20 protein-coding genes and 1 pseudogene are annotated in these 25,436 nt (G+C 63.8%); 5 read left to right on the forward strand and 16 right to left on the reverse strand.

Annotation, left to right across the window (positions count from 1 at the left end; genetic code table 11):
* The first annotated feature begins 97 nt into the window (after positions 1-97).
* Positions 98-796 carry a LexA family transcriptional regulator gene (locus AC0MAZ_RS00615; RefSeq protein WP_203650156.1) on the forward strand — a complete coding sequence of 233 codons (699 nt, stop codon included), beginning with the start codon at positions 98-100 and terminating at the stop codon, positions 794-796.
* A gap of 396 nt (positions 797-1,192) precedes the next feature.
* Here the strand turns inward: AC0MAZ_RS00615 and AC0MAZ_RS00620 are convergent.
* From AC0MAZ_RS00620 to AC0MAZ_RS00695, 16 genes and pseudogenes are all read right to left on the reverse strand, one after another.
* Positions 1,193-1,810 (reverse strand): annotated as a pseudogene (locus AC0MAZ_RS00620) (TetR/AcrR family transcriptional regulator); the annotation flags it as partial.
* 181 nt (positions 1,811-1,991) lie between these two features.
* A complete protein-coding gene (locus tag AC0MAZ_RS00625; protein ID WP_203650154.1) occupies positions 1,992-2,684 on the reverse strand; it encodes a glutathione S-transferase family protein in 693 nt (230 codons plus the stop codon).
* 33 nt (positions 2,685-2,717) lie between these two features.
* Entirely contained in the window at positions 2,718-5,009 is a 2,292-nt protein-coding gene (locus AC0MAZ_RS00630) for an efflux RND transporter permease subunit (protein WP_475859801.1), read from the reverse strand.
* Between the two features lie 51 nt (positions 5,010-5,060).
* The gene (locus AC0MAZ_RS00635) at positions 5,061-5,495 is read right to left on the reverse strand and encodes an MAPEG family protein (protein WP_028690310.1); all 435 of its coding nucleotides are present in this window, start codon (positions 5,493-5,495) and stop codon (positions 5,061-5,063) included.
* 102 nt (positions 5,496-5,597) lie between these two features.
* Positions 5,598-6,740, reverse strand: coding sequence for a cupin-like domain-containing protein (locus tag AC0MAZ_RS00640; protein ID WP_203650143.1), 1,143 nt, complete (start codon positions 6,738-6,740; stop codon positions 5,598-5,600).
* A 22-nt stretch (positions 6,741-6,762) separates the two neighbouring features.
* Entirely contained in the window at positions 6,763-7,893 is a 1,131-nt protein-coding gene (locus tag AC0MAZ_RS00645; protein ID WP_475859803.1) for an N-acyl amino acid synthase FeeM domain-containing protein, read from the reverse strand.
* A gap of 113 nt (positions 7,894-8,006) precedes the next feature.
* Positions 8,007-9,290, reverse strand: coding sequence for a cation:proton antiporter (locus AC0MAZ_RS00650; protein WP_232856635.1), 1,284 nt, complete (start codon positions 9,288-9,290; stop codon positions 8,007-8,009).
* Positions 9,291-9,296: 6 nt separating this feature from the next.
* Positions 9,297-10,253, reverse strand: coding sequence for a bile acid:sodium symporter family protein (locus AC0MAZ_RS00655; protein ID WP_203650135.1), 957 nt, complete (start codon positions 10,251-10,253; stop codon positions 9,297-9,299).
* Positions 10,241-11,080, reverse strand: coding sequence for a dienelactone hydrolase family protein (locus AC0MAZ_RS00660; protein ID WP_232856636.1), 840 nt, complete (start codon positions 11,078-11,080; stop codon positions 10,241-10,243). Before AC0MAZ_RS00660 ends, AC0MAZ_RS00655 begins: the two co-directional genes overlap by 13 nt.
* Positions 11,081-11,195: 115 nt before the next feature.
* A complete protein-coding gene (locus AC0MAZ_RS00665) occupies positions 11,196-12,305 on the reverse strand; it encodes an adenine nucleotide alpha hydrolase family protein (protein ID WP_232856637.1) in 1,110 nt (369 codons plus the stop codon).
* Between the two features lie 53 nt (positions 12,306-12,358).
* The gene (locus tag AC0MAZ_RS00670; RefSeq protein ID WP_203650128.1) at positions 12,359-13,135 is read right to left on the reverse strand and encodes a hypothetical protein; all 777 of its coding nucleotides are present in this window, start codon (positions 13,133-13,135) and stop codon (positions 12,359-12,361) included.
* Between the two features lie 158 nt (positions 13,136-13,293).
* Positions 13,294-14,565: a DUF1302 family protein gene (locus AC0MAZ_RS00675; protein WP_203650126.1), complete on the reverse strand. Its 1,272-nt coding sequence runs from the start codon at positions 14,563-14,565 to the stop codon at positions 13,294-13,296.
* Positions 14,566-14,621: 56 nt separating this feature from the next.
* A complete protein-coding gene (locus tag AC0MAZ_RS00680) occupies positions 14,622-15,461 on the reverse strand; it encodes an outer membrane lipoprotein-sorting protein (protein WP_203650124.1) in 840 nt (279 codons plus the stop codon).
* Positions 15,458-16,711: a beta-eliminating lyase-related protein gene (locus tag AC0MAZ_RS00685; protein ID WP_232856638.1), complete on the reverse strand. Its 1,254-nt coding sequence runs from the start codon at positions 16,709-16,711 to the stop codon at positions 15,458-15,460. The genes AC0MAZ_RS00680 and AC0MAZ_RS00685 overlap by 4 nt, the downstream gene beginning before the upstream one ends.
* Positions 16,708-17,514 (reverse strand): ThiF family adenylyltransferase, encoded by an 807-nt coding sequence (locus AC0MAZ_RS00690; RefSeq protein WP_254465167.1) that lies wholly within the window; start codon positions 17,512-17,514, stop codon positions 16,708-16,710. Before AC0MAZ_RS00690 ends, AC0MAZ_RS00685 begins: the two co-directional genes overlap by 4 nt.
* 969 nt (positions 17,515-18,483) lie before the next feature.
* The gene (locus AC0MAZ_RS00695) at positions 18,484-21,414 is read right to left on the reverse strand and encodes a TonB-dependent receptor (RefSeq protein WP_475859807.1); all 2,931 of its coding nucleotides are present in this window, start codon (positions 21,412-21,414) and stop codon (positions 18,484-18,486) included.
* A gap of 170 nt (positions 21,415-21,584) precedes the next feature.
* Here AC0MAZ_RS00695 and AC0MAZ_RS00700 point away from each other — a divergent pair, with 170 nt between their 5' ends.
* From AC0MAZ_RS00700 to AC0MAZ_RS00715, 4 genes are all read left to right on the forward strand, one after another.
* Complete coding sequence (locus tag AC0MAZ_RS00700) at positions 21,585-22,124, forward strand: sigma-70 family RNA polymerase sigma factor (RefSeq protein WP_475859808.1); 540 nt, start codon at positions 21,585-21,587, stop codon at positions 22,122-22,124.
* Complete coding sequence (locus AC0MAZ_RS00705; protein WP_475859810.1) at positions 22,117-23,049, forward strand: FecR family protein; 933 nt, start codon at positions 22,117-22,119, stop codon at positions 23,047-23,049. The genes AC0MAZ_RS00700 and AC0MAZ_RS00705 overlap by 8 nt, the downstream gene beginning before the upstream one ends.
* A gap of 289 nt (positions 23,050-23,338) precedes the next feature.
* On the forward strand, positions 23,339-24,031 hold the full coding sequence (locus AC0MAZ_RS00710; protein ID WP_475859812.1) for a response regulator transcription factor: 693 nt from the start codon (positions 23,339-23,341) through the stop codon (positions 24,029-24,031).
* Positions 24,031-25,368: a HAMP domain-containing sensor histidine kinase gene (locus AC0MAZ_RS00715; protein WP_475859814.1), complete on the forward strand. Its 1,338-nt coding sequence runs from the start codon at positions 24,031-24,033 to the stop codon at positions 25,366-25,368. Before AC0MAZ_RS00710 ends, AC0MAZ_RS00715 begins: the two co-directional genes overlap by 1 nt.
* Positions 25,369-25,436 lie beyond the last annotated feature (68 nt).

Consider the following 25,436-nt stretch of genomic DNA (forward strand, 5'->3'; position numbering starts at 1 on the left):
CTCCTACGCGCATACCTACAAACCAGCACATTTCCTACAAAATTCCTCTACATCGGGTTGATTTCCACACCGTACGAGGGCCTATAGACTCGACACCATGAAAACATCCGGTGACCGTCTCAAAGCCCTCCTGCTGGAGTGCCACCTGACCCCTTCCGACTTTGCCGCCCAGCGCAAGGTCTCGTCGCAGCACGTCAACAACTGGTTCAAGCGCGGCGTGCCCCAGGCCCGGCTCGATGAAATCGCCGACCTGTTCTGCGTACGCAGGCGCTGGCTGCGCAGTGGCGAGGGACCGAAGCATCCGACGCCTCTGGCTCCCGCGACACCAACGGCACCGGCCCTGGCGTTGCCGCCGCCGCTGCAGGCCCTGGACACGGACCTGATCCACCTGCCACTGCACCAGGTGCGCGATGGCAGCCTGCAGGCGCTACCAGGGCATTATCAGCCGATACCCCGGCGAGCCCTGGAGTGCCTGCAGGTCAACGCAGAAAAGGCCATCTGCCTCGGCATGCCAGGTAACAACATGGCCCCGCTGCTGCCCCAGGGCGCCCTGCTGGCCATCGAGCGCGGCTGCACCCGGGTGGTCGAAGGCGAATGCTACGCCCTGCTGCACAACGGTCGCCTGCGGGTGCAACACCTCACCCTTGGCCACAATGGCACGCTGTGCCTGCACAGCCATGACCGCCTCAACCATCCCAGTGAACGCTATACGGCCTATCAGCGCCGGGTGCAGAACGTGGAAATCCTCGGCTGGGTGTTCTGGTGGTCGAGCCTGCGCCCGGCACGCCCCGGCTGAAGCACCTCACTTTTTGCTGGGCATGTGCCACACACACGGGTATGCTACGCCGCACATCATGCCCCCTGATGGTGCAAGCCGCATTCCAGAGGGCCTGGCGACGCCTCACACAGCCGTCCGCCATCTTTTTCAGGCCATGTTGCCAACCGTTTAAGGCGGTTGCGGCTTATCAAAAATGAGCCAAGACCGTCCCCGAGAAGCCGGCCACAAGCCGGCTTTTTAATTCCTGTCGATTTCTCCAAGATGGCTCGCCCCGACGTCGCTCCTGCCGACGCCGGCTATCTGCTGCGGCAGGCTGCTCAACACCGGCCTGAACAGCATGCGCGATCGGTACCCGCCCCCCAGACTGCGTTCGACCATGCCTTCGGCACTCGGCACCGCGCCGCCATGCAAAGCCATGAACATCGACACGACCTCACGCACGTGCGCTTCGGCGTGCTCCCCCTGCAGCGGTGCACACAGGCCGATCAGTACGCGAAAATAGTCATCACCCTTGAGCAGGCAGAAGAAGCGTTTCGCCGACGTCTGCGCATCCTCGACGCGCAGACGACCTGCAAGCGAAGCACGCATCAGCAACTTGGTCATCTCCTTGAGCATGTGCTGTGCACCCGCCTCGTAGAACATGCAGGCCAGCTTCGGCTCCTGACGGGCCATCGCCACGATGATGCGTTGCAGCGCGACCGCCTCGCTGCTGCAGATCAGGTCCAGGTACTTGCCACCGATCTTGAGCAGAACCGACTCGATGCTGGCATGCGGCGAAAACTCGAACAGCCGCTCTGGCAGCTGCTCGTCGCACTTGGCTGTGATGGCTGCCGAGAACAACGTCGCCTTGTCACTGTAGTGGTTGTACACAGTCAGCTTCGAGACCCCCGCCTCGGCGGCGATCGCATCCATGCTGCTCCCCTCGTAGCCTTTGCTCAGAAAGAGGCTCTTAGCCGCTTCAAGGACTGCCTTGCGCTTCGCTTGATCCTTGGGACGACCCGATCTACTCACCATCACCGGTTGTTTGGACATCTGATTTCCATACCATTCTTGTTTAATTTTTAGATGACTGGCCCCTCCAGCCCGCATTGCTGCGAGCCGGCCAGTCAAGTGTTGCAGGCTAAGACGGCCCGGTCGGCGACCAGGCAGCCGGCAAGGCTCAGGCTCCGTACGAAATGTATCTGCACTCGCCCATACTGCGTTCGTACAGACCCTAGGGCACGAACAATCGCTGCCCTTGCTGTGCATAGGTTTCGCTAGCCTCGGCCGTGCGGCCGGCACCGAAGACATCACTGATATCGAACGGCACCTTCACGCCACGTTGCGCTGCGGGGCGCTGCTCGATAACCGCCAGCCAGCGCCGCAGGTTCGGCAGGTCCTGCACATCGACACCCGACCACTCGTGGCCGCGAGCCCAGCACCAGTTGGCGATATCGGCGATGCTGTAGTCCCCGGCCAGGAACTCATGCTCGGCCAGACGCCTGTCGAGCACAGCCAACAGGCGCTTGCTCTCGGCCTGATAGCGAGCGATCACACTTGGAATGCGTTCTGGAAAGTAACGGTTGAAGACGTTGGCCTGGCCCATCATCGGGCCGACACCGCCCATCTGGAACATCAGCCACTGCATCACCGTCGAACGCGCCTTGGTCTCCTCGGGCAGAAGTGCGCCGTGCTTCTGGGCCAGATAGACCAGGATGGCGCCGGACTCGAAGACGCAAAAGTCCTCTGAATCACGATCGACGATCACTGGAATGCGGCTGTTGGGGTTCAACGCCCTGAAGGCTTCGCTTTCCTGCTCCCGCGCGGCAAGGTCCACCAGAATGGCCCGGTAGGGCGTGGCGAGCTCTTCCAGCATCACCGAGACCTTCCAACCGTTTGGCGTAGCATAGGTATACAAGTCAATCATCGGTTAATTCCTCGAACAGATCGTCTGACTGAATCAGCGTTCGGAAAGCGCAATGCCGGACACATCGGCGCTGGGTTCGGTGCGCCTGGCGAAATGGTGGATGAGGTAGGGTATGCCCACGGCGTTGCAGAACAGCGAGACGAAGATCGCCAAGGCGCAGAACACCCCGAACAGGCGGGTGAAATAGGATTCGCCCAGTCCGAGCACGAGGAACCCCGCACACAGCACCAGCGCGCCGGTCCACAGCGCCTCGCCAATGTCCTCGAAGATCATCACCACCAGTTGCTGGGCCGACAGGTGCGCCGGGGCGTGCCGCGCGTGGTAGAAGCAATGCAGGGTTGCGTCCACCACCAGGCCGAACATGATGCAGCCGATCATCGAGGTACCCACATTGATCGACAGGCCCAAGGCCCCCATCACACCGAACACCGCCACCAGCGGCATGATGTTGACGACTACTGCGACGGCGGCGATCTTCCACGAACGAATGAGCAGGTAAAACGCGACCAGCATGCAGGCGACCGCGAACAGGATGCTCCACAGCATGCCGTCAAGCAGCAACTTGACCATCGCCGACTGCATCACCGAGTACGATGTCAGGCTGTGCTCGAACACACTCGGCTGCCGGTCGAGGTAATCGTTCACCTGGTCAAGCACCTGCTGCAGCTGGGCGTGAGGCATTTGCTGCAGGCGCACGCGCACTCGGGTGGACTGGTTGTCGTAGTCGATGAAACGCGTCAGTTCGTGGTCCGGCCCCGCCAGCGAGTAGGTGAAGACGTATTGCTCGGCCGCCTCCCGACTGTCGGGCAATACCTGGAAGCGCGGGTCGCCTCCATTCATCTCGCGATGGATATCGCGCAGGAAGTCGACCACCGACAAGGTCTTGTCCACCCCAGGGATTCGCCCGAGGTAATCCTGCAGCGCGGCGATCTCGCGCAACGCAGCGGGTTCGAGTACCCCGCCCTTGTCCTGGGTCCGCAGGCTGACCTCAAGGTTGGACACGCCACCGAGCTCACGCTCGACGAAGTCCGTGGACACCTTCACCGGTGCTGACCGATCGATGAAGTTGAGGAACGAGGCTTCCACATGCAGGCGACCGATCGGCAGCAGCGCCAGGGCCACCACCGCGACCGTCAGCAACGGCAGCGTGCGCGGCGAACGATACAACGGCGCGAGGCGCTCCACCCACCTGGCATGGTGCTTGTGCTCGGACCGTCGCACGCGCCTGGCCGGCGAGCACTCAAGCAGGAACGGCATCACCAGGTAGGACAGCACATAGGCAAGGATTGCCGCCAGCGCGGCGATCACGCCGAACGAGCGGATGGGCGCCACCTCGCTGACCGCCAGGGTGAGAAAGCCGATGGCCGTGGTGAAGGAGGTGAGGAAACACGGCACGAAGTTCTGCCGCAGCGAGCGACGTGCGGCCTCGAGCACCGGCAGGCCGTCGTTGAGGCCCTGCCGGTGGGTATCCAGCAGGTGCAGGCAATCCAGCACGGCGACGCACATCATGATCGACGGCAGGCCGACCGTGACCGCGTTCATCGGCAACCCCAGGCGTCCCATGCTGCCCAGCAGCAGCGCCGTGCACAGGGTCACGACGGCCATCACCACCCAGACATCGCCCAGGTTGCGCAGGAACGCCAGCAGCAACACCAGCAGCACCAGCGAAGTCAGAGGAATGAAGACCTTGAGATCCTTCCACATGTCGCTGGTCACCTGTTGCTCGACCACCGGCTCGCCGGCGACGTGGTACAGGGTGAAGCCGCTGCCTTGCATGATCGGCGCCACGCTCGCCAGGATCCGCTCGAACTTGCCTTCGCCAGCCGCCGAGCGGACCTCGATGAGGATCGCCGCCACCTGCCCGTCCGGCGAGATCAGGTCACGCTGGTACAAGGGGCTGGCGCGCAGCTTGTCGAGCACCCGTTGGCGATCGTACTGCGTCGGCTGGGCCAGCGCCTCGGCCACCGGCAGGATATCCAGCGCCTGCTCCTGGCCATGAATGATGTTGACCGAGGCGATGCTGGTCGCCTTGGCCACGTCGGGCAACTGCTTGAAGCGCTCGGTGACCGCCTCGAGCCTGGCCATCGCCTGGTCGCTGAACAACGCCTGGGGTGGCAGGGCAATCACCACCATGCGGTCTTCACCGAAGCGCTGCTTGAACGCTTCGTACTGCTGGCGCTCGGTGTTGCCTTCAGGCAGGAAGGAGTCGATTGACGCATCGAACCGCAGTCCCAGCGCACCGGGCGCGATTGCCAGCACGGCAATCAATACCCACAGCGCATTCAACCTGCGCCAGTTGATCAGAAATCGAATGATTGCATCCATGCCCATGGGTGTACCTCGCGCGATGGCGATCCTTTCATTGTCGTCGGTGCATCAGCCGGCCCTGGCGGCCAGCTGAGCGATGATTAACCCGGCAATACCAAACAGGCAGACGACACCCACGGCATAGGCCAGGGTCCGCCATGGCTGCCAGCGCGCCAGGTAGGTCACGGTGTGCACGATGCGTGCAGCGGTGAACAGCGAGAACAGCCATACCGCAGGCCCTGCCGGTCCCTCGAGCAGCACGTAGATGCCACCGAGCACGAAGAACAATGGAATGTTCTCCAGGTCGTTCATCCACGCCTGGGAGGCGCGGGAGACCTGCGGCAATTCCTCGGCACTGGCGGGGCGGCCGACGAACCCGGCATCTTCGGCATTCTTGAAGGTCAGGCGGCCAATCCGGTATGCGCCCTGGTAGAGCGAGATCGCGAACATCTTGGCGAACAGCACCAGGACACACAGGGTGTAGCTGTACAGAACAACGCTCATATCTACTCCTTTAGATAACTTCCGGTGTTTTGGTCGATGCCCCGGCGGTTCAGGCCTCCGGGGCAACTCCAGTGTAACAGCCGGGCTCTTTTCAACCGGAGCTTAAAGCGATACGCGCCGCACGAATTCCTCGGTGTCGAACTCGAACGCAAGCTTTGCGCCGGTCGCCTTGTCCGAGCCCCAGCCTTCCTTGAGCACGGTCATCACGGTCTGGCGGAAGCGTGGCGAGGTCACCCACATCAGCGAGAACATCTTGTTGCCCATGATCATCTTGTTGATCGCCCGCGAGGCAATGGCCAGCGAAGGCACCGGGGTCTCGACGCAGTGCCACCACCAGTGTGGCGAGAACAGCACGTCACCCGCCTCCAGGGTGGTGGTGTACTTGGGAATGTAGCGATACAGCGGATAGCCGTCGGCCTCGATCTCGTCGTGGCTCTTGCGCCAGTCGAGCATGGTTGCGGCGTAGAACATGTCCTTGCGGGTAATCGGGTGCATCCACATCGAGTGCTTGGGATGCACGAAGGTCCACTTCTTGACGCCGCTGATCATGGTGAAAAGGTTCGGTCCCCCGGTGCAGTGCCAGCCCGAAATCACCCCGCCGGCAGACAGGAACATCTGCGTCGACATGATCCGCTTGTCGCGGGTGCTCAGGTAGCGCCCCAGGGTCGGCAGGTCGAGTTCCTGGCGCAGCTCGGGGTGCTTGTTGAACAGGTCCTCGGTGTGGCCCGGGTAGTAGGTACCTCCGCCAAGGATGTTCTCCACCACTTCGGCGATCGGCAGGTCGATGTACTGCAGCGCCTTCTCGTTCAGTTCGTTGCCCCGCACGCGGGTCGCCACCTTGACATCGCCGTAGTGCTCGGCAAGGTATTGCGGGGTCCATTTGCGCACTGACTCCCAGTCCTTGGCAGCGCCGCGGAACACCACCGGGGTGTTGGGTTCCAGGTAGATCTTGTGGAAGTTTTCCGGCGACAGGTCCTTGAGCTCGACCTCCGGCACCGGCAGCGTCGGAGCGTCGCCGTAGGCCCGGGACTGCTCCTGGATGCGCGCCTCGATGCGCCGGGTGCGCTCGATGCATGCCTGCGAGCCATAGGGGCCATGTTCCTTGCGCCCGACGAAATAGTAGCGGCGGAGGAAATCCGCCCAGTACTGGCTACGGGTCAGCCAGTCGATCTTCGGGTCGTGGGTCAGGTCGATGGTCGGGAAATCCACGTGGGCGAAACTGCCGGAATTCATCACTTTGTCCATTGCTATCACTCTCCCTGTTGTCTTATTGGGTTTCACTGTTGAAATGCGCTGCGACGTCCTGCGGCGCACCTTGCACCGCACCGCTGCCGAACAGCCGAGCCAGGGCCTGGACAGACCACTCGGTCAAGCCGATATCCTGGAGCTGCGCCATGGGGTTGCCGAACAGGAACTGGCGCACATGCGGGCGCAGTTCGAGCGACAGCAGGTCGATGCGAATCGCCACGGCCGGGGTGTTGTAGTTGCTGTAGTAGCGCACCTCGGAGATCGCGCTCACCCCCATGAAGCGGTACAAGGCATGGTGCTTGGGCGGTACGGCGAACACCACGTCGGTACAGCCGCGGGTGAACTTGGCGTGTTGCAGGGCGATGCGGAACAGCGAGTACACGCACAACATGCGCTCGGGGTCATGGATGCTGTAGTTCATCGCCCCGAAGTGCTCGGTGCTCACCGCCAGCATGCCGAACTCGACCAGACGGCGACCTTGTTTGCGCAAGGGCGCCAGGCAATCCTCGAACACCGCGTCCATCGGCAAGGCTGCCACCGAGTCGGGAATCGAGGTCAGGGTCATCGCCACCTCCCCCTCCACCTTGCCGACGAAGGTCACGGTCTGCGGGTTGAGCAGGAAGCTGTTGGTGTACAGCCCATTCTGCGCGGGCGCTGCCAGGCCCTTGCGGAAGTAGGCGCCATAGACCAGGCGATAGGCGGCCTCGCGGTCGTCGATCGATTTGGCCTGCCCCAGCAACACCGATGCGCTGGAGTGCAGTTCGCTGGCCGGGCAACGCGGTTGGTGATCCGGCTGTTCGCCAGCCTCGGCGATCGCCTGGTCAACCCTCAGGCGCTGGCACAGGTGCTTCACCTCGCGCGGCCATTGCCCGCCATTGCAGGTTTCGCAAGGCAGGCAATGCAAACGCGCGACCGCGCCGATGGCCTCCACCTGCACGACCTGCGCCTCGAAGGCCAGGTCGCGCCGAGCGATGTCGTCGCGGCCCTGCAGTGTCAGCACCTGGCCCACGCGTACTGCCAGGGTCGTCTCCAGCACCAGTGCCGACTCGCTCAGCGAACATAGCCGTGCCGTGCCCCGGACATCGTCGACGCTCAGGATCCAGGTCCCCCCTGCCTCGTCAACACATCGTTTTTCTACGTCTGTACTCAACAAAGGTCTCATCAGCTTCACTTCCTATCGATTGAACGAGAACATCCCTATCGCTACCTTTCGAAGCCCAGATCCATGCGTGTCGTGCTCCTCCCTGCCAGTTGCGTCATTGCTCAAGGGTTTTCCAGCACTGGCCGCTCTCGACCTTCGCGCGTTGCCACGACCCGTGCGCTTGAGGCGGTGGGCGCAGGCTCGCGCGGCCGGATCAGCCGGACGATCGGCAAGGTGATGACCGTCGCCGCGAGTGCGACAACCATGAGAATCGCGTAGAGGTCGGTCGTGATGACGCCGATCTCCAGCCCGACCGTCAGCAGGATGATTTCCATCACCCCCTTGGTGTGCATCAGCGTCGCCACGACGAATGCGTCGGGACGGCAAAGCCCCGTGCAGCGCGCCACCAGGTACGAAACCCCGGCCTTGCCCAGCGCGCCGACCAGCAGGAACAAACCGCCCCATGCCAGCAGGCCCGACCAGCTACCTGCCTCGATGTTCACGTTCATCGCCGCCGTGCCAAAGAACAGGGGTGCGAAGAACAGGTTGACCAAGGCCTGCGGTCCCTTTTCCCAGAACTCGCGAAGGCCCTGGTGACGGCGGAAGGCGATCCCGGCGATGAAGGCGCCGATGGTCACGTGGGCGTTGGCCAGGTCGGTGATGACACAGAAGGTGAACAGCACGATCAGCGCCGCGACCAGTGGCCGTGACGGATCACTGCCGGCGGTCGCGGACGAAGGCGCGACCAGGCGGCGGCTGACCACGAACTCGGCCACCGCCACCAGCACGATCAGGGTGATGCCGGAATACAGAATGCTCGCCGAGCCCGTGCTCGATAGCAGCACCAGCACCAGGGACAGGGCGAACCAGGCGAGGATGTCGGTGATCACCGCTGCGTTCATCACCAGCGGCGCCAGCCGGTGGTGGAGAAAACGCGGATCGGCGAGGATGCCGGCCAGCACCGGGACAGCGGTGGCCGCCATCGCGACGCCAAAGAACAGCATGTAGGGCAGCCGATCGACATGGCCGGAGAACACGCCGTGGCTGGCATAGCCAAGCAGCACCCCAGCCAGTCCCGCGCCGATGAAACCGAACACCGCGATCGGCAACGCCCCACCAGCCTTGGCCTGCGATCCACCATGGCTCCCCGAGCCGGTTTCCAGCCCCAGGCCAAACATGATGAAGATCAGGCCGATCTTGCCCAGCGCCATCAGGCCGGTGACGTTGGCGAACAACGCGCCGGTCAGGCCGGGATCGATCGCGCCCAGTACCATCGGCCCGACGATCACGCCGGTCAACAGATACCCGATGACTGCGGGCTGACCCAACCAGAAACTGACGCGGCCCAGACAGTGGGAGACCCCGAGGATCACCAGCAATTGCATGAAGATGTTTGCCGAGTTCATGGTCGATCAATCCTTGCGCGCCGCGGCGCCTGAGTGCTGTCCGATGAGTCGTCCATCGCCGAAGGGTTCGACCGGCCGCTGCCCGGGGTTGGTCGGGTGCACGCGCCAGCGAGCAGCAACGGCGTGCAACGTGACCACCAGCAACGCGGCCAGGCAGACGAGGACGCTGTAGAGAATCGCCGGGATCGCCATGTCGACACTGCCCAGCAGGCTGGCGATGACCAGCGCCAGGGCACTGTTCTGGATGCCGATCTCGACGGTGATCGAACGGGTCTGGGCACTGCCGAGCCCCGCCATCCTGGCTGCCAGCCAGGCAAGGCCCATGGTGCTGCCGAACAGCGCCACCAGGCTGAAGCCCAAGCGCGCGGCATAGGCCTGCAGCAGCGGGAATTCCTTCACCACCACCACCAGGATCATCAGCATGAGGAACGCGAAGCCGAGTATCCGCAGCAGCGGTTCCAGACGTTTGCAAGCAGTCGGCCAGAGCCGCGCCAGCCCCATGCCCAAGGCCAAGGGCAACAAGGTGAGGAGGAACAGGCGCACGACGGTGTCGGCCATCGGCAGTTGCACGGTCTGGCCGAGAACGCCGTAGTGGGCCAGCGCCAGCGCCACCAGCAGCGGCACGCTGATGAAGGCGATGCAACTGGAAATCACGGTCAGCGAGATCGACAGCGCCACGTCGCCCTTGAGCAGGTAGGTGATGGTGTTTGAGGCCACCCCGCCCGGACACAGGCACAGCACGATCACCCCCAGGGCCAGGGTGCCGTCGAGCGCAAACACCCAGTTCACCCAGAGCCCCATCAATGGCAGCAGCAGCACCTGCCCCAAGGTGCCGATGGCGACCCCGGTTGGCGCCTGCAGCAGGTCGACGAAGTCCTTGCGGCGCAGGCCCAGCCCCATGCCGATCATCATCACGAACAACAGCACCGGGGCGATCAGCCTGGCCAGTTCTATGGTTTGCATACGTGTTCTCCTGGCTGGCCCAGGCCCAACTGGGCCTGGAGAAATGCCACCACCGCCTCTTGGGCCAGGTAAGTGGGGTGGTCCTGTTCGTCGACATAACTCACGCCCAGCACCGAATGGGCCCAACGCCCGATGCCATGGGGGTTGTCCGCCGACGAGTCGATTTCGCAAGCGACGAAACGCTCGCCGAAAGCCTGCTTCAGGCTTTCGAAACGGGCGTCTGGGACCGCCGGGTCACCGGTGAAGCGCAGGCCGAGTACAGGAATGGCCTGTTCGGTCGAGCGCCGTACGACAGCGTCCAGCGTGTCCTGCTCGATACCCAGCGCACCGGCCTTGGCAGCGGACAGGGCGAAGGGCAGCGAGGGGTTTGCCAACACAGGGGCGATGACTGCAGGGTCCGCCATCATGGCCAAGCCAAAGCCACCGGTCAGGCACATGCCGATCACCCCCACTCCTGGGCCTGGACTGGCCGCGTGCGCCGCTCGGGCCAAGGCCCGCAGCCAGTCGGTAATCGGGCTGCTGCGCCGGCTGGCCAGGACCCGGAACTCCCGCGAGATGCAGACCTGGCCCATGCAACCGGCCACCGACAACGCCGAGACCCGCACCCCTGGCTTGCCGAACAACACCGGCATCCACACGCCAAGGCCCGCATCGGCAAGCCGCCGGGCCAGGCGCACCACGCCATCGTGCAGTCCGGGGACTTCGTGCATGAGCACCACCGCGGGCCCCTCGCCCAGGCGAAAGACCTGGCGAGTCACGCCCTCGTGGGAAAACTGGAAATCCGAGCAACCTGCGAAAAGGTCGCCAGCGAGCGCTAGATCGTTCATTCAACCATCCGTGGTAAGCCATCCGCGGCAGGTGCTCGGCCAACAGCCGGCCACCCGCTCGTGCATGCCGCCCGCGCCTTGCTGACCAAGGCGCGTGGCGGCGTCGGTCAAGCCTTCAGGCGCAGTCTCGTGCCTGGTCAGCAACGCGCCTCACCGCCCTGGACGGGGGTGGCGCTTCGAGCGGCGCCATCTTCAGATCCTCCAGACGCAGGTCAAGCTCGCGCAGCGAGCGGTCGATGTGCCGCCCCATGAAGATCCGCCGACGGACCATGAAGTCCATGAGCGCGAAGATCAGCAGCCACTTGCGCCGCCCCGCCTTGCCTTCGCGAACCAGCTTGGCGAACTCGGGCTTGTACGGGTTGTAGCCAAGCAGCTTGAGATCCGAATACATCAGCAGCCAATTCAGGGTGAAGTTGCTCAACACCGGGTTGGCATGCACTTTGTTCTGCACCAGGCCCAGTTCGATGACTGTGTTGGTGACGCGCGCCTGGTCGTAGTCCCAGGCATGGAACGGCGCGAGGATGCGCGGCAGCTTGATGCCCTCGCCATGGCGTTGCGGGTTCCAGAACAGCGCCCGCTCGTGTTCCTTGAACACGCCGTTGGCAAACAGTTCATGGGGCGTCCAATCCTGGGCGATACGCTCCGCCGGCATCTCGTAGAGCATGCGCTCGGGCTCCGGCTGGCCGGGTGAATAGCCGGTGAAGATCAACGGGATGTCCTTCTCCACGGCAAAACGCAGCAGGTCCCCTTCGCGGATGTCCAGCCAGAAATAGCAAACCGTGTGCACTGCCCCCTTCGGGCCCTGGTTCATCAGCAGATGGCGGATGAAACGCCGGTAGACGCTCTGGACCGGACGGTGCACGTGATGGTCCACCCCGAGTGCCTTGACCGTCCGCCGGATGTTGTCCCAGGTCCTGGCCGGTATGTCGAAATCGCTGGTATACGCCAGCACCTTCAGGCCGTAGTCCACCACCAGCCGGTGCAGCAGGTAGCAACTGTCCTTGCCACCACTGAAGGAGACAATGCAGTCGTACTTCCTGCCACTGCCCTTGGCGGCGCGCAAAGTCGCCTCCAGGTCCTGCTGGAAGCGCATGCGCTGCGCGTCCTGGCGCAACCGCCCCCCCGCCTGCGAGATGCGGCACAGGTTGCAGGTGCCGTCCGAATCCAGCGCCACGCCTTCGACGTCGTCGGTCAGCAGGCAGCTGACACATACTTTCTTGAACATACCGACCAGCTCCTTTCTATCCTTGTCGTGCTCCGATAACGGTCCGTGTCAGGTCACGCGTTCACGGCGACCTGGGCGTGTGGCAGGCGGGCGTATGCTTGCCGGGCCAGTTGCAGGGCCTCCCCAAGGAAATCGCCATAGGCGGTCAGTGCCTGCTCGCCGATGGCGACCAGGTGCTGGGTGTATTCAGGCTTGGCTTCGAGCAACTCGGCGACCACGCGGAAGTTGGTATCGGTATGGCCAAAGTCGAATCTCACATGCTCGGCCAGGAAGGAAATACTTTGCTGGCCTTCTTCACACAGCGCTGCGGCACAGGCTTTCAACAGTGCTGGGCCGTATTGGGTGGTGATCAGTTCAATCTCCACATCAATGGCAAGTTCGGCCCACGGTGCATCTCCGGCCACCACGTCCTTGTGCAACTGGTGATAACGGCGCACCGAAGGCGTCAGATTGGAAACCAGCAAGTCGTCGGTATTGATCGGCATTCCCGGATACTTCGCATTCCACAGGTTCACCAACTTGTGGACATCCGCCGCCGCCCACTCGTGGTGACCGTCTTCTTCTTCGGTGTGCTCCTTGAAGAACTCGGCCAGCCTGTTCAGGCCCAGGGCCTCGCAGCGCACGCCGGCCGTGGCCAGGTACTCCGGAATAGGCGTAGTCAGTGCCGCGCTCATGGCGCTCCAGTAGATCATGAAGAGGTTCACCAACGGCGCGTCCATCGGCGCGTTGAACAACGCCTGGACATCGTCACGGGCGGCAAACTTCTCACGTGCCGCCGCGATACGAATCTGGTACTCGTTCATCATGATCGGATCATTGCCAACATTCATTTTTCACGCTCCTTTGTAGGATGAATAAAACCTTTAAAGTCCATGAAACAGGCGATCGCGGCCAAGGGACGGACAGTCATATCCTCCCGTTTCAAACGATCGCATTTACTGCAAATGGCCCGCATGAACATGCGCGCGCAACTACATTGCCCTGTCAATCAGAAGTAATAGTGAACCCCTGCGTACAATTGATCGTTATCCCTGAACTGGCCGAAGATACCTTCGTCATGCCCGGCAAAATGCATTCCGCCAGTGCGCAGTTCCCAGTCGTCGGTGACCCGCCAGCGCAATTGCAGGCGCCAGAAACGGTCGGTCATGTTCATGAACTCGCGCCCCTGGAACTCCAGCCACAGGTCCTCGCCCTTGAGCGGCACGTTCACCCGCCATGTCACGCTTGGCCGGTACTTGTCCGGCTGCATGTTGCCGTTGTGGTTACGGATGTAGTCGAGGGTGTACTGCAGGTTGATGTAGGTCCGCGAGGCGAAGGTGTAGTCCATGCCGGCCACTCCCCTGAGCGTGTCACGGCGCTCGACCAGACCCGGCACAGCCATGTCGTAGCTGACATAACCGGCATCGGTGACGTAAGCCAGTTCGCCACGCACACCGATCCCGTCACGCCCCGACTCGAACGCCATCGACGTGGTGTGCTGGCGGGCGTGATAAGGCTGCACGGTACCGACTGCCCTGCCGCTGGCGTCGAAGCCCTGGATATCGGCGCGAAATGCCGCCATCTGCTCGAACTGGTAGGCATAGTTGAACGACAGGTCATAATTGTCGCGCCGCAGCACTCGCCGAGCGGCAAACACGCTGTCGCCCAGCGGACCACCTTCAACCTTGGTCGAGCGCTCGCTCAACCCCAGTCCGCGCACGTAGTTGTTCTCCACGAACAGGCTCCATTCCTCGCCTGGCTGGGCCAGCAGGTCCTGACGGAACTGCGGCTGCCAAAGCACCTCGAAGAAATCGCCGCCATCAAGAAAGTAGCGACCGCTCACCGCGGTCACCGGCCACTTGCGTTCGAAGCGGGTATGGATCAGGAAGCTGCGAAAATCCTGGGGTGTGAAGCTGTCGATCACACTGACCTCGTCCGCCACCCCCCACTGGATCACCTGCCGCCCGATGCGCCAGCTGGTCGTCTCGCCTTCCCATTCGACGTACCCTTCCCACAACCTGGCAGTGCTTTCGTTTTCGTCGGCTGCCGAACGCATGCGCTTGTGCTCCAGCTCCAGGTCCGCCGAAACCAGCGTGCGCAGGCCGTCGGCCTGGTGATCCAGCTCGACCCGGCCGCGACCTCGCAGGCCATTGTCCAGGCTCGACTTCAAGGCGCTCGAGCCCACCTCGCCACCGCTGCCCAGGCCAACCGCCGAGCGCAGGTCGAGAAACCCCGTCACCGTGTTCTGGCCACCCAGGGCCGCCAGCGCCTGGGCGCTCACGCAAGGCGCGCCAGCCAGCGACAAGACGGCTGCAAGTGTTCGGACAATCCCGACCATCACTCCACCATCCTGCTGGTTTCGTCACTGACCAGGCGTTGCACGTCCGCAGGTTCGGCAAAGTGCTCGATGCCCTTCTCCATCTGCCGCACCGTCACCAGCGACGCAGGCAGCCCGGTATCGACGCGAACCCAACGTCGCTCCATCAGCGTCTGATGCCCGTTGCGCAGATCATTCACCTGCACGAAACGCTCGTACAGGGCAGAGCCGTATGCCTGCACTTCGGTGCGCCGAACCTGCTTGATCAACTGGCCGGCAGCATCGAAAAAGTCGATCCGACTGGGGAAGTAACTGCCGTCGGCGCGGATGTAGTAGCGGCGCTTGGCATACGCCGAGTTCGACGACGGCTTGGCCTGGCAATCCACCACATGCACTGCGAAACCTTCCTCGCTGGCCTGCTCCACATAGCTGAATGTCCAGTCCTCGAGGTTGATCTTCTGCAGATCCTCGTAGATCAAGTCGGACCCGACCCAGGTCTGGTGCTTGGAAGATACCCGCCGAACCCGGCTGGCGGCCGGCAGGTACAGGTATTGCAGGTCCTCGGCGCCACGCACCTCCTCGTTGAAGGTGGCGATGTTGCGAATGCTGCGGGGATAGAAGAACTTCTGCAGGTCGAGGTCACCCTGCTCGCCTGCCAGGTGATACCAAAGCAACCCGCGCTGCCGCTTGGTTCCAGCCTTGTCGGTCAGGGTGACCAACAACATCGAGACCGAATCCTTGCCGGTTGGGCGGTCCTCGGAACGCTCGATGATATCCCTTGGCACCAGGTTGCCCGCCGGCATGCCAGCGAAGGCCAGCAGCGGACAGAGCACGCCGATGATCATCAGCAAACGCTTCATGGCTGCACGCTCCCGGCCTGGCGATAAGTGGCGAGCATGCCGCCGGCGAGGCCTGCAGGGCGGTGGACCTCCTCCAGGGCGAGGTGCTGGTCGGTTTCGCGCAGCGCCTCGCGGATGCAGATCGCAGCCGTGTCCAGGACACGCTCGTCCTTGCCTGGAACGCCAAGAGCGAAACGCACCAGGGCATCGCCAGGGCCGGCCGAGCCCCCTGGGTTGAGCGCGCCACGCACACCGTAGCCCACATACAGATGATTGAGGAAGGCGCGAGCATGCATGGCCGTGAACTGCGCGCCAGCCATGAGGAACACGCCATGGACACCCACCTGTGACTCGTCGCCCAACTGCAACAGGCCGTGGAAACGGCGTACCTGGTCAATGCGCGAACGAACTTGCTTCACCAACCCATGCGGCTCGCGCATTGCCGCCAGCAAACGACGCTTGCCCAGCAGGTCCAAGCCCGTGCCGAAGATCAGCGCCTGGTCGCGACAACGCTCGAACAGGGTGCGGTCACGTAGCGCGAGGAAACCACCGATGGTCGTCGGCATCTCCTTCGTCGCGCTCAGCAACACACCGTCTGCCAGTGCGCACAGGGCCTGAACGATGCTCAGTTCGTCATGGTCACGCCAGTCGCAGGCGTACTCGCGGATCAGACAGGCATTGCTGAGGATCCGCGTCGCGTCGAGTAGCAGCGGGATGCCGTAACGATCAGCCACTGCCTTCACTGCACGCAGGTTGTCCAGCGAAACGGGCACGCCGCCAATGGCATTGGTGCAGGCTTCGACCAGCAGGAAAGGTATGCGCTGGCGGCCCACACGCTTGATCGCCTGCTCCAGGGCCACGCAGTCCAGGTCAGCGCGAAATTGGCCACCGGCATCTGCCGTCGACACCGTGCAGTATGTGGCGCCCCTGAGCTGCAGGTGCGCCTGCAGCGTGGGAAATGGCGCGCTGCCAAGCACGCAGTCGCCCGCCGTGACCAGGGCGTTGACCAGCAACGCCTCCGCCAGCCGCCCCTGGGCCAACGCCAGCACCTGGGGCAGGCCGAACAAGGCCTGGAACGCCGCAGCCAGTCGCTCGTCCAGCTCACCGTCGCCGTCCTGGCGCAATAGAGGAACGCTCGGGTAGTCGCGGTGCATCAGGCTGTCGGTCTGGTAGTCGTCCAGGACCAGCCGCGACGGTATCAGGTCGAGGTTGAACCCATGTTGAGCCAGGACCCGCGCGCGGGCCTCGACGGTGTCGGCCAGCAACGTCATGCCAAGGCTCCCTCGGACACGTCGATGATCCTGTGGTTCATGCGATTGAGGTCGAAGAACATCACCTTTGGCAGCACGATCGGTTCACGGAAACCCGGCACCAGGTCATGCAGCAGGTGGTTCACACACTCAGTGGCCAACAGCGATGTCGCGATCAGAGGCCCCACAGCTACCGTTGGCACCTTGCCAACCTCGAGGCTGCGGACGATCGCCTGCATGTGCTGGGGCACGAAGATTTCGTCGAAGATCCGCGGCAGGGAGCCCTGCTCCTTGGCCACCTTGAGCGTCTGCGTCCAGTACTCCATTCCCAACCCTTGCGGTGAGGAGCACAAGGCAAAGCAGCCGAAGCCCATGATCGGCCCGACAACGCTGAACACCCCACGCTCGTGTGCCTTGCGGTGGATGGACTCACGCAGCGAGTGGGGCACGTTGGCATCCAGGCAGTCGACCAGGATGTCAGCGCCCGACAAAAACTCGTCCTGGTTGTGGTCGGTGATACCTTCGACAAAGATCTCGACCTTGGCCCGGGGATTGAGGTCGAGAATCAGCTCGCGATACACCAGGGCCTTGTTTCGGCCCAGCGAAGCACCCGTCGCGGCCCATTGGCGGTTCATGTCGGGCGGATCGAAAGCGCCCGGGTCAGCCAGCTTGAATGACTGTACGCCCATCCGGCACAGGGTGAGTGCCATGGCGCCACCCACGCCGCCACAACCGGCGATCACCACCCGGCTGGACGCAAGCTTGTCGATGCCCGCCTCGGTCAACAGAGGTAGCGAGCGGTTCAGCATATCGTCGTTGCTCATCCTGAAACTCCTTTTCTCACGTGTGTGGATCCTTGCCTTGGCAATGCTGCCAGAGGCCGCCATGCCTCCTGCGAGGCGCAGGAAGGACACGTTGCCAATACTTCCTTCGGCAAAATGTCACAAACAATTTCAAGCCGGCCCTATCGCACCGGCCAACTAATTAAACCGACGAGTAAATAAACAACGGCAAATCGCAGGCACAACGAGACACCACGCAGTAGTTGCGCAACACCGCCAATTAATAAAACCCTCAGTACACTATTGGCACTTTTAAACTGCAAAGTTTAATTTGTCAGTCGCTGGTGCGAACAAACTAAACTCGTAAGTTTAATTGCCAGGCAACCGAGCGCAGCAAGCCAAAGCAACCTTGAAAGCAGAACCAACAAGCCCGGCTCAAAAACAAGCATAAAAACACTTAAAATCAATGACTTGAAAATGCCAACTCAGGCTGGATAGACGCTGCAGCGCACAATAACACCCGAGAATTGCAGCCGCGTGCACAGTACTCGCCAAGCGTTTTGGCGTGGCCAATCCGGACGAACGCCAACAGAAGAAATAGTTATTAACTTAGAATATTCGCGGATACTAAACGGAGCGCCAAGACAATACAAGCCACTCTTTAGCCATTATCGATAGCCCTGCGCAACGAGGCGACTATCGCACGCAGCAGATGCGCGAGATAAAGCACAATCTATTATCCGGCACGCCTGTATTCAGCAGGCCCGCCGAAACATATGGCAGCGCTGCTCGATATCAGGGGGGGCAACGCTCGCACCCTGGCCATTGCCCGAGCAGCAGTCGGGACCTGCTCGGCATTGCAATTGGCTAGCGGCGATGCGGGGTATCAGGGGTTAGCGTTGCAGCGCACTTGAGATCGAACGCCGCGCGGGCGGCGCTCGGCTGCAAGGGTTGCGGCGGGCTCCAGCCACCCCGACGATCGGGCCAAGGCGCTGGACAAGGCAGGCGCTCTCAGAAGCGCGCCACCATCCCCACCCGCCAGGTACGTCCCGGCGCCGGCATGAAGCTCTGCGCCAGCGGGTCCAGGTAGTAGCGGTCGGTCAGGTTCTGCACCGACACATTCAGCTCGGTGTGCTCCAGCAGCTTGTACTTGAGGAACAGGTCGAACAACGCCACCGAGCGGTAGTCGATCTGCGGCGTGGTCGCGCCGGTCTGCCAGGGTTTGTCCATCTGCGCGGTGGGTCCCGAGCTGTAGGTCATGCGCCCGCCCACGGTCAGTGCCTCGTCGAAGAAGCGCATCCCGCCGAGCAGGTTGGCCGAGAAGCGTGGCGGGTTCTGGGTGTTGGTGTACGAGCCCATGTAGCTGCCCGACGTGCAGTCCGGGGTGTCCTGAGTGCGCTGGTAGCGATTGGCGCTGGCGCGCAGCTTGGCGGCGAAGGCCGCGTCGCAGGTCTCGGTCATCAGGTAGTAGGTGGCCGAAAGGTCGGCGAACACGCGCCCGGCATCGTAGTGCGACTGCAGTTCCAGCCCACGGGTGTGGAAGCTGTCGGTGTTGCTGAAGGTCATCTGCCCCCACAGGCCCGGGCTCGGGTCGTAGTAGCGGGTGATGTAGTTCTTGATGTCGTTGTCGAACCAGGCCAGCTTGGCCGACGCCTCGTCGCCCGCGGTCAGCAGGTCGCTGCGCAAGGCACTCACGCCCACTTCCCAGCTGCGCGAACGCTCGGGCTTGAGGTGCTTGCCCGGGGTGACCTGCTGGGTGCCCTGGCTGGTCTCGAACAGTGACGGCAGGCGCAGGCCCTGGGTGTAGGAGGCGTAGACGAAGGTGTCCGGGAGGAACTCGACATTGATACCGAAGGCCGGCGCGAAGCCACCGCCGCTGCTCTTGCCCTGCGGGGTGTAGTCGTAGCCGGTGACCACGTTGCTGACACTTTCGGGATGGACCACCACGTTGGTCGCGCCGGACTCGTTGAACGGCACGCCATTGAACGGCTCGTTGCTGTTCTCGAAGACGATGCCGTTGTTCAGGCGTGGGTCGGTGGCGTCGGTGTACTGGCCGTTCTGGTCGGGGAACCACGTCATGCTGCCCCAGTGCCCCGGGCTGCTGGCGGTGATCCAGCGCATTTCCCGCTCTTCGCGGCGCGCCTCGGCCAGCACGGTGTTGTCCTTGGTCTGGTAGTGGGCATAGCGGCCGCCGCCCCACAGCGTCAGTGTTTCAGTGGGTTTGTATTCCAGGTTGCCGTTGAAGCTGAACTCCTGACGCGAGGCATCGCGCAACATGCGGTTGGCGTTGATGTCGTGCTGGGTGGAGACCACGTTGCTTTGCGGCTGGAGGTCCTCGAGCTGGAAGGCGCCGCCCAGGTCGAGTTTGAAATCACCATGGGCTGTGGTGAAGCGCGAAACGTTGGTCAGGTCGCCGCCGATGCGGCGGTTGTCCTGGCGGGACCAGGCGCGGTCGGTACGGTACAGCTGCGACTTGGGTGCCATCCAGGCCGCGCTCAAGGTACTGGTCTTCGAGTCGGTCATCCACAGCCTGCTGGTGAGGTCCACCCACGGATTGCCCTCGGGCAGGTAGTGATAGCGGGCGGTGTAGGTGTCGATCTGGATTTCGCTGGTGGGGTACTGATAGATGCCGGCGGTGCCGTAGCGGAAGATGTCCGAGGGCATGATCTCGCCCATGTGCCCGTCGAAGCGGCGATAACCCAGGTCCAGGGTATGGTCGTCGGCCAGCCGCCAGGTGGTCTTGAGCAGATAGGAGTCGGTCTCGGACGACGAGTTGAGTACCTCCTCGCCGGCGTTGTAGGTATTGGCGACACTGGCCTGCTCGTCACCCCAGCGGTCATACAGGCGGTAGCGGTCCTGGCCCTTCTTGCCGGAAAAGTAGTTGCCCTGGTTGCGGTGCGCATAGGCCGCCACCAGGTCGAAGCGTTCATGGGAGTAGCCAAAGGCGGCGCTGCCGGACTCGGCCTTGGAGCCGAACAGGCTGCCGCGTTCGTCACGCGGCACCGCGCTCAGGTCCTCGTCCCTGGAGTTGCGGTTGCGGTGTTCGGGCTCCACGCCGTTGTTCCACAGGTTGCCGGTCAGGCGCACGCCGACATCCTTGCCATCGACCAGGATGTCATCGACACCGATGGTCTTCATCTCCACCGAGCCACCGATCGCTCCCGAGCGAGTGCTGGGGCCTTTGTTCACGGTGACACTGCTGATCAGGTCGGGGTCGATGTAGCTGCGCTGCTGGGTGCCGCCGTAGCCCCGGTAGACATCCACCGCCTGCTCCGAGCCATCGACCCTGACCGCCACCCGGCTCTGCCCCTGGATGCCGCGGATGTTGACGTCCAGCGCTCCGCCGTTGCGGCTGTCGCCGACCTGCACGCCGGCCACGCCCTTGAGCATGTCGCCCACCGAGACGGTGCTGAAGCGGTCGAGGTCCTCACGCGACAGGTGCACCGTCGAGCGTGGCGCGCGATAGGTGTCGCGCTGTGGGTCCAGCAACTCGCTGGCCGCGACCATGGTCGGCGTCAGTTCCGTCGCCATCGTCGATGCCTGGGCCTGCGGGATGAGGATATAGGCCCCCCGGGAGTTCGACAGCAGTTGCAGGCCGCTGTTGGCCAGCAGGCGCCGGGCCCCCTCCTGCACGGTGTAGCGGCCCTTGAGTGCCGGCGCGGCGCGGCCGCGGGTCAGCTCGGGATCATAGGACAGCAGCAGCCCCGACTGGCTGGCGAACACGCTTAACGCGGTGCCCAGCGGGCCCTTGGCGATGTCGTAGTCGCGCAGCGTGGCATCGTCGGGCCGGGTAGAAGCCATGGCCGGGGCATCGGCGGCCTGGGCCAGACTCGAAGCCGTGCCCATCAGGCAGCCGAGCATCGCACAACGCACGGCGAAGCTGATCGGGGACAAGCGTTGCGAAGGACGCGAAACAGGGGAAAGCCGACGGATTGCGGGCATGCTTTTCTCGCTCGTGAGGTCAGTGCCCGGCACTCGATGCGGGCTTGCACCCCTTCTGTCGCATGACGGCGAAAAAGGTATATGCGTGCGATTCGCATTTTCACTTGATCTTGTGATTTAGCCAAATCTAGTGATAATTGTTTGCATTTACACCCTGACACCTCCCCGCCATGACCCTTTTCAATACTCCGCCCCAGCCCGCCGAGCGCTGCGCCGTGACCACGCTGTACATCGAGCACCACGCCTGGTTGCGCGGCTGGCTGGCGTATCGACTGCGCTCCTGGGGGCGTGGCGTGGCCGACGACCTGGCCCAGGACATCTTCGTGCGCGTGCTCGCCAGCCGCGACAGCAACCAGCCCGATACCCTGCGCCAGCCACGCGCCTACCTGACCCGCATCGCCAACTGCGTGCTGGTCAGCTGGCGCCGCCGTCATTCGCTGGAGCAGGCCTGGCTCGAAGCGCTGGCGCTGGTGCCCGAAGCGCTGCAGCCGTCGCCCGAGCAGCAGAGCGTCATCCTCGAGACCCTGCACGAGATCGACGCAGTGCTCGACGGCCTGCGCCCACGGGTCAGGCAGGCATTCCTGATGGCCACCCTGGACGGCATGAAGCAGAAAGACATCGCGCAGGCGCTGGACATCGCCCTGCCGACGGTGAAGAAGTACATCCACGAGGGCTACATGGCCTGTCTGAGCCAGATGCCCGATGACTAACCAGCCCGCCATTGCCCAGGCCGTGCTCGCCGAGGCCGCCGCCTGGTTGCTGCTGATGCAGGAAGGCCCGCTGACCCCGGCGCAGCAGCTCGAACTGGAGTGTTGGCGGCGCCGCGACCCGGACCACGAACGCGCCTGGAAGCGTGCCCAGCGCCTGCTGACCCGCCTCGGCACCCTGCCGCCGACCCTCGCCCGGCAAACCCTCGCTCGCCCGCAGGACAGCAGCCGGCGCACCGTACTGCGTGGCCTGCTGGGGCTGATCGGCGCGGCCCCGCTGGGCTGGTGGGCATGGCGTCAGGCCCGGGAGGGTGTCGACTGCCAGACCGCAGTGGGCGAACGGCGCGAGTTGCTGCTGAGCGATGGCACCCAGGTCACGCTCAACAGTCACAGCGAGCTGCGTGTGCTGTATTCGGCCGAGGAGCGCCTGCTGTACCTGCGCCGTGGCGAGGTGCACATCGTCACCGCGACGGACCCGTCGCGGCCGTTGCGGGTGCGCTCCGATCACGGCCTGATGCAGGCGCTGGGCACCCGCTTCAGCGTGCGCCAGCTCCTTCACGAGACCCAGCTCGCGGTTTATGAAGGCGCCGTGCGCGTCACCCCCGAAGCTGGCCGTGGCAGCGTCATCCACGCAGGCTCGCAGGTACGCTTCGACCGCGACCGGCTCGGCCTGGTGGAAACCGCCCGCGACACCCAGCTGGCCTGGCGCAGGGGTTTGCTGGTGGTCGACGACATGCCGCTATTGCAGTGGGCCCAGGAGCTGATGCGCTACGCCGACCAGCGCCTGGTCTGCGACCCGGCCGTGGCCGAGCTGCGGGTCTCCGGCAGCTTCCCGGTCGATGACCTGCCACTGGCCCTGGCCATGCTGGGCGAGAGCCATGGCCTGCGAGTGCGTAGCGAAGCTGGTGGGATGTTCATAAGTCGCTGATCCCCCTTCTGTCATACAGGGAACCTAGGACTATGCGGCCAACACGTACCCTGTGGGAGCGGCTTTAGCCGCGAAGCAAGCAACTCGATGGATGGCACCGGCTTCGCCGGTGTTCGCGGCTGAAGCCGCTCCCACAGGTCCCTTCCAGGTCGATAATTCATGTGAAGCCCGCGCCCACGGGAGCTATGTGACGAACCACTCGACGCAATGCCAGCATCCGGGCATTGCCCCGGCACCATCGCCAATGGGATGATTCGTATTTGCAATGAATTCTCATCAAGGTCACCCCGTGCCCCCCAAACTCCTCCTCGCCGAAGACGACCCCCGATTGCGCCAGGACCTGGAACAGCACTTCCTGCGTCGCGGCTTCAGCGTCCAGGCCTGCGAGAACGGCACCCAGGCATTGAACGCGATGCACCAGGCGCCCTTCGACCTGCTGCTGCTGGACATCATGCTCCCCGGCATCGATGGCCTCAGCCTGCTCGACGAACTGCGCCGGCACCAGGCGGTACCGGTGATGCTGATGTCGGCCCTGGGCGCCGAGCAGGACCGCATCAGCGGCTTCACCCGCGGCGCCGACGACTACCTGCCCAAGCCCTTCAGCCTGGCCGAGCTGGATGCCCGGGTCGATGCCCTGCTGCGCCGGGTGGCGCTGGACCGACGCACGCCCACGCCACGCAACGCCTGCACGCTGACCTTCGATACCGCCAACCATGATGTCGCCCAGCATGGCCAGAGTGCCGGGCTGACCGGTTCCGAATACCGATTGCTGCTGACCCTGCAGGCCCATCCAGGCGAGGCACTGAGCAAGGCCTTCCTGTACCAGAGCGTCCTGCACCGGGCCTACACCCGCCTCGACCGTGGCCTGGACGTGCATGTGTGCAACCTGCGCCGCAAGCTCGGCGCCATCGGCGCCGGACACCTGGAGATCCAGGCCGTGCGCGGTCAGGGCTATATCCTGGTCGATGCGGGCAGCAGCTGATGCGCCGTCATCCGCTGCTGTGGAAGCTGGCGCTGCTGCAGGTGTGCTTCTGCCTGCTGCTGACCTGGCTGATCTGGACCTGGGGCCTGTCGGTCGAACGCAGCACCTACTTCCTCGCCCCCGCCGACCGGGTGTTCCTCGCCGGCTTCGCCGAACAGGCCGAGCAGGCCTGGCACGCGGAGGGAGCCGATGGCGTGGAACGCCTGCGCCGTCGGCTCGAAACCGAGGAGGACACCTGGGTCGCCATCATCGGCCCCCATCTGCAGAGTCTCGGCACTACCCCGCTGAACGCCGATGAAGCCAGCCGCCTTACCTTCATGCGCAAGCTCGACTGGCCGATGAGCCGGCGCCTGCAGGACGAGCTGCCATACGTGAGCATCGCCTTCCCCGAACACCCCGAGGACGGCCGCCTGGTCATCCAGCTCCCCGAACACCTGCTGCCCACCGGCCTGACACCCTGGACCCACGTGATCACCCACGGCGTGGCCCCCGCCCTGCTCGCCCTGCTGCTGGGCCTGGCGCTTTACCGCCACCTGGTCGTGCCGCTCAACCGCCTGCGTGACCGTGCCGACGCCCTGCGCGCCGACGATCTGGACAGCCCCGGCCTGCCCCTGCAGGAACGTCGCGACGAGCTGGGCGAGCTGGCCCAGGCCTTCGAGCACATGGCCGTGCGCCTGCGCAAAAGCCTCGACCAGCAACGCCTGCTGCTGCGTACCCTGTCCCACGAACTGCGCACCCCGCTGGCGCGCCTGCGCATCGCCCACGACAGCGAACTACCGGCGGAACTGCTACGCCAGCGCCTGGACCGCGAAGTGGACGACATGCAGAAACTGCTGGAGAACACCCTCGACCTGGCCTGGCTGGACACCGAGCGGCCGCAACTGGCGACCGAACCGGTACTGGTGCTCTCGGTCTGGGAGGCGCTGGTCCAGGACAGCTGCTTCGAAAGCGGCTGGCCGGTCGAACGGCTGCCCTGCTTGCTCGGGCTCGACTGCCAGGTCCAGGCGCACCTGGACAGCCTGGCCCAGGCCCTGGAAAACCTGCTGCGCAATGCCATCCGCCACTCGCCCGCCACCGGCCGGGTCAGCCTGGACGGTTGGCGCGAGGGTGCCTTCTGGCACTTGTGCCTGCGCGACCAAGGACCTGGGGTAGTGGAGGACGAACTCGAGCAGATCTTCCAGCCCTACCGCCGCCTGCCCGGCAGCGGCGCCGGCTTCGGCCTGGGCCTGGCCATTGCCCGGCGCGCCATTGAGTTGCAGGGCGGACGCCTGTGGGCAAGCAATGGCCATCCCGGGCTATGCCTGCACCTGCTGCTGCCGGCCAGCGAAAGTGTTTAGAAAGTTAATGCGCTTTACTCTCAAATAGGAGTTATTACTATTTGTGATCTCTTGAATTCAGCCCGCCG

Source organism: Pseudomonas sp. A, assembly GCF_056270345.1.

Coding starts and splice junctions, on each gene's coding strand:
- AC0MAZ_RS00715 (WP_475859814.1), top strand. CDS start 24,031: ATGCGCCGTCATCCGCTGCTGTGGAAGCTGGCGCTGCTGCAGGTGTGC.
- AC0MAZ_RS00665 (WP_232856637.1), bottom strand. CDS start 12,305: ATGTTCAAGAAAGTATGTGTCAGCTGCCTGCTGACCGACGACGTCGAA.
- AC0MAZ_RS00615 (WP_203650156.1), top strand. CDS start 98: ATGAAAACATCCGGTGACCGTCTCAAAGCCCTCCTGCTGGAGTGCCAC.
- AC0MAZ_RS00635 (WP_028690310.1), bottom strand. CDS start 5,495: ATGAGCGTTGTTCTGTACAGCTACACCCTGTGTGTCCTGGTGCTGTTC.
- AC0MAZ_RS00680 (WP_203650124.1), bottom strand. CDS start 15,461: ATGAAGCGTTTGCTGATGATCATCGGCGTGCTCTGTCCGCTGCTGGCC.
- AC0MAZ_RS00655 (WP_203650135.1), bottom strand. CDS start 10,253: ATGCAAACCATAGAACTGGCCAGGCTGATCGCCCCGGTGCTGTTGTTC.
- AC0MAZ_RS00705 (WP_475859810.1), top strand. CDS start 22,117: ATGACTAACCAGCCCGCCATTGCCCAGGCCGTGCTCGCCGAGGCCGCC.
- AC0MAZ_RS00685 (WP_232856638.1), bottom strand. CDS start 16,711: ATGACGTTGCTGGCCGACACCGTCGAGGCCCGCGCGCGGGTCCTGGCT.
- AC0MAZ_RS00625 (WP_203650154.1), bottom strand. CDS start 2,684: ATGATTGACTTGTATACCTATGCTACGCCAAACGGTTGGAAGGTCTCG.
- AC0MAZ_RS00640 (WP_203650143.1), bottom strand. CDS start 6,740: ATGGACAAAGTGATGAATTCCGGCAGTTTCGCCCACGTGGATTTCCCG.
- AC0MAZ_RS00695 (WP_475859807.1), bottom strand. CDS start 21,414: ATGCCCGCAATCCGTCGGCTTTCCCCTGTTTCGCGTCCTTCGCAACGC.
- AC0MAZ_RS00700 (WP_475859808.1), top strand. CDS start 21,585: ATGACCCTTTTCAATACTCCGCCCCAGCCCGCCGAGCGCTGCGCCGTG.
- AC0MAZ_RS00630 (WP_475859801.1), bottom strand. CDS start 5,009: ATGGATGCAATCATTCGATTTCTGATCAACTGGCGCAGGTTGAATGCG.
- AC0MAZ_RS00690 (WP_254465167.1), bottom strand. CDS start 17,514: ATGAGCAACGACGATATGCTGAACCGCTCGCTACCTCTGTTGACCGAG.
- AC0MAZ_RS00670 (WP_203650128.1), bottom strand. CDS start 13,135: ATGAATGTTGGCAATGATCCGATCATGATGAACGAGTACCAGATTCGT.
- AC0MAZ_RS00650 (WP_232856635.1), bottom strand. CDS start 9,290: ATGAACTCGGCAAACATCTTCATGCAATTGCTGGTGATCCTCGGGGTC.
- AC0MAZ_RS00660 (WP_232856636.1), bottom strand. CDS start 11,080: ATGAACGATCTAGCGCTCGCTGGCGACCTTTTCGCAGGTTGCTCGGAT.